Source organism: Lentilactobacillus sp. (assembly GCF_040773105.1).
Classification (GTDB): domain Bacteria; phylum Bacillota; class Bacilli; order Lactobacillales; family Lactobacillaceae; genus Lentilactobacillus; species Lentilactobacillus parabuchneri.
Window position 1 is genome coordinate 1 of the sequence record NZ_JAXGWW010000198.1, and the last position, 3,913, is coordinate 3,913.

The window sequence follows — 3,913 nt, forward strand, 5'->3', positions numbered from 1 at the left end:
CTTGTACGGTTCAATAACGACCTCATCTGCAATCTTTGAAAATGGCTTCTTGCCATCCTTCACTTGAGCTGCATCTAAATCTGCGACAATCTTTTTTTCAACATCCGAATAACTGCCTTCGATCTGCTTGGTCTGTAAACTGCCTCGAATAGAAATTTTACTCATATAAATTCCTCACAATCTATCAGTTTTTTGGTGTAATCATATCGCCACCAAAACGTGCAAGCGATATCTCTACATACATCATACCAATATATTCAACGGTATTTCATTAAAAAATGAAATTAATATTAAATATTTAAACCTACTGATGAATCAGCAACAAAAATAGGACCGTCAACAGACACAATGCCTGTTAACAGTCCTATTTAATCATTATTGATGATAAAAATAACTGGTTTGCACCTTATTGGTATCACTTGATTTGTAATACATCTTGAGCGCCGTTTTTCCGTTATGTTTCACGTGCTTCAAGTACACTGGTTGGTTTGCTGATAACAATGTCAGCTTCCAGTACCCGTGTTGATTTGCTTTATTGGCAACCTTAAACAAGAAACTTTTTGCCTTAGTCGCACGGTATTTTTTAATATTCACGTAATAGGTTCTGGCATCCGCATTTTCAGACGCCTTCGATGAACCTTGGCGGAAGGAATATTTGGTCAGTCGGTATTTGACCGGCACATTGCCAAATAAATCATCATGATAATTTCCCAGCCAAGTCCCCTGCAATGTTTTTGGAATTGCATGGGTAGTTGTCTTTGCATGAACCGGTTGTGCCTCTGTGGCAATAATGCCCACCCCAAGGGTAACGGCTACTACGGATAGTGTTTTGGAGAATTTCATACATCTTTCCTTTCGTTTGCAAAATCGCAATTGAAAGTAGTGTAACAGATATCCTTCGCTGATGCAAAATCCTGAACTGGATTCCTGCTTACTTGTATAGCTGTGCTAATTTAGCAAAGTCGACTGTCCCCAAGCCGCTCGCTTGATTGTAAACCGTTCCGGTCTGACCGGTGTAATACAAATTGGAATTATCGGTTGTATCGTTAAGCGGACGAAACGGCGAGTCAGTTTGCGAAGCCAGCTGATAAATTTGCGGATTCCAGAAGCCCATTCGTTTTCGACCCGGTTGACTGTTGATTAACGCAGCCGTTGCGGCCATTTGAGGAGAGGCAATACTGGTACCACCAGATGGGATCCAGTTAATCTTACCCATTGGATAGTAGATCATGTATCCCGTCATCGAGTCAGCGTCTGCAGAAACGTCCGGATAGTTTCGACCCGTACTGGTCCCATGAACCAGGTCAGAGTCAAAGATCGGCTGATCCAGATTTGACAAGTAGTTGCGGGCATTAAACGTGTTCACCCCGGAAACATCCTTCTGGTAGGCCGGGGTTGGTACCAATTTGTTAAACCCACCGCCACCACCGGAGCCGGCCACGCTCAGAAGAGATGGTACCTGAGCAATCAAATTTGGACGGCTTTCAAAGGCCGGCCAGAGATAATCCATCCCCCAGCTGCGTTCTTTGGCGACAGAAACTTGTCCAAGTGGCATTGCGCCGACTTTTGTGGACGTTCCAAAGTTCTTTGAGAATGGTAACGTGGTCCCCCCAACTGAGGTAACCCACGGATTAGATTCCATCACCGGCGTTGAGTTGGCCGAACGGTTGAGCAAGACATGATTGCCGGAAATGCCGCCGATGCTGTAAGGAATGCCCCCATCATCTCCAGCCGCGTCAAATTCTGAAATCCCCTGCAGTGCGCCCTGTGCCAGGACAACATTTAAAACGTCTGAATAATAAGGCGTCAAAACTTTACGAGCTTTCAACAGATTAAGCAGATTGCTGGAGCCTAATCCCCAACTGCTTGAGATTGCACTCACCTTATTTTCATTAAACGCCAATGAATAAGCATTAATCATGTTAACCAAAGTCGGCACACTGTTATGGTTCCAATACATGCGAATATCAGCTTGTGGGGCAACGGAACCAGCGTATTCAACGTCCATGTTGGTTTCCGCATCATTTCCGCCACTCAACTTAGGATCAAGAATTGAATTAGGGACATTTTTAACAGTCAACCGGCTCATATCGGTGCTGGCATTTTCGTGCTTCCAAAAATGGTAAGCGTCACTTTTCTTCATACCGCCAAAGGCAATGATCCCAATCGTCTGACCCTTACCGGTAAGTCCTTGATCATAGAGTGACTGAACGTTATACCGGTCAGTAAATTGCTTGGTGTAGCCGGCAAACGCATAGGTATTATCAAGTCCCTGTGCGTTTGCACTTGGCGCATTGGGAAAGACGTAGTGACGGTTATGATTCCCCATTCCAAGAACCGTCCAAACCGTATCGGCCAGACTTGCCGGAATAACCGGTTGGGTCTTGCTGAACTGAAGCGGGTTGCTGTGGTAAGTTGCGGTTTTCATATTCATCTTAAACGTTTGGTCGAAGTCCTTCACCTTGCCGGAAACGGTCAGTAACAAACCATTATCATAGACAAACGTTTTGAGATGATGCTTGGCCAAATAAGCTTTCCAAGCATCGGTAACCGACTGTGGCTGGCCGTATTTATCCCGAATGTCACTGGGTGTCAGATAGCTTTTGAATTGTGAGTTTCCAGGCGTATTAACATCAAGTGCCTGTTGAAAAAGAGCGGTCTTATCCTTTGGCTTTAACACAATATCAATGACAGTATTCGTACTCGACTTAATAGCAGCCGGCCGATACAAATTAGTCGATGTCAATGCACCATAGGTTTCGGCAATTGGATCACTTTTAGCTTGAACATTTTGAGTACCAACTCCGATACTTAACAAACTAACTCCCAAAATAAATATTTGAATCCCCCAACGTTTCATAATTTACTCCCCTTCAAACGTCATTTTAAGTATTTCACAATTATTATAGAACGCTTGATAAGGCTGCTGGGTAATTAACAACTATTTTGTGCAAAAACACCGATTGTAATGTCACTCAATAAATTTTCAACTTCTGCCTTACGTATTTATGATGTATGCGCCAAAAAGAATCATATTATTTGGCTTAATACACATTGTTGTGTATAATACAAAACACAGAGGACGAATAATCATGCCTATGACCCCCAAAGAAATGATCGAGCTTCTTCGACAGAACGGCTTCGTTAGGAAGCGACAGCGTAAATCATCGCATCTAATCATGTTTAACCCCCAGACCAAAATAACGGTTCCAGTTCCAATGCACACAAAAGAACTCAAAAAAGGGACCCAAAGCGGTATTTTAAAACAAGCAGGAATAAAGAAGGTATAGTGATGGCTCATAAATTAGTAATTTACCCCGTAATTCTCCACCCCGAAAAAACTGGCTATAGCGTTGAGATCCCAGACATTAACAACGGTGCATGGACCCAAGGTGAATCAATGGAAGAAGCACTTGAAATGGCTACTGATCTAATCGGCACGATGCTGGTAGACGAAATGACGTGGCCAAAACCAACCGCTCTCGAAGATATTCAAGTTACAGGAGCTGATATCAAAACCATTGTTTCTTTAGACATGGAAGACTATCGCAGACGAACGTCTAAAACAGTCCGGAAAAATGTTTCGATCCCAGAGTATTTGGTTAAAATGGGAAAAGACCAGCATATCAACTTTTCGGAGGTCTTGACACAGGCATTGGAAGATAAATTAATTAATTAATTAAAGAACTGCTGATGTGTTTAACGATAACAACAAAGGGGCTGTGACATAAGTCCCAAAATTAAACAGGAGTAAATCAAAAATCGTCTGACTTTTTGATTTACTCCTGTTTTGGATTGAAGTCAATAAGCGGGACAGGTTTTAAGAGAGATCAAGAACCGCGCTTAGCTTCCACTTTAACAAAAAGAAAAAGTGGTTAATTCAAATTCGACAGGATTTGAATTAACCACAAAG

At 42.6% G+C, this 3,913-nt stretch carries 4 protein-coding genes; 2 read left to right on the plus strand and 2 right to left on the minus strand.

The window, feature by feature from the left end; all coding sequences use genetic code 11:
• Positions 1–375 precede the first annotated feature (375 nt).
• Positions 376–843, minus strand: a complete 468-nt coding sequence (locus AB3112_RS09200; RefSeq protein WP_084974004.1) for a hypothetical protein — start codon at positions 841–843, stop codon at positions 376–378.
• Between the two features lie 88 nt (positions 844–931).
• On the minus strand, positions 932–2,860 hold the full coding sequence (locus AB3112_RS09205) for a protease pro-enzyme activation domain-containing protein (RefSeq protein WP_367334352.1): 1,929 nt from the start codon (positions 2,858–2,860) through the stop codon (positions 932–934).
• 253 nt (positions 2,861–3,113) lie between these two features.
• Here AB3112_RS09205 and AB3112_RS09210 point away from each other — a divergent pair, with 253 nt between their 5' ends.
• Both AB3112_RS09210 and AB3112_RS09215 read left to right on the plus strand, forming a co-directional pair.
• A complete protein-coding gene (locus tag AB3112_RS09210) occupies positions 3,114–3,290 on the plus strand; it encodes a type II toxin-antitoxin system HicA family toxin (protein ID WP_314322568.1) in 177 nt (58 codons plus the stop codon).
• A gap of 2 nt (positions 3,291–3,292) precedes the next feature.
• Entirely contained in the window at positions 3,293–3,679 is a 387-nt protein-coding gene (locus AB3112_RS09215) for a type II toxin-antitoxin system HicB family antitoxin (protein WP_367334353.1), read from the plus strand.
• Positions 3,680–3,913 lie beyond the last annotated feature (234 nt).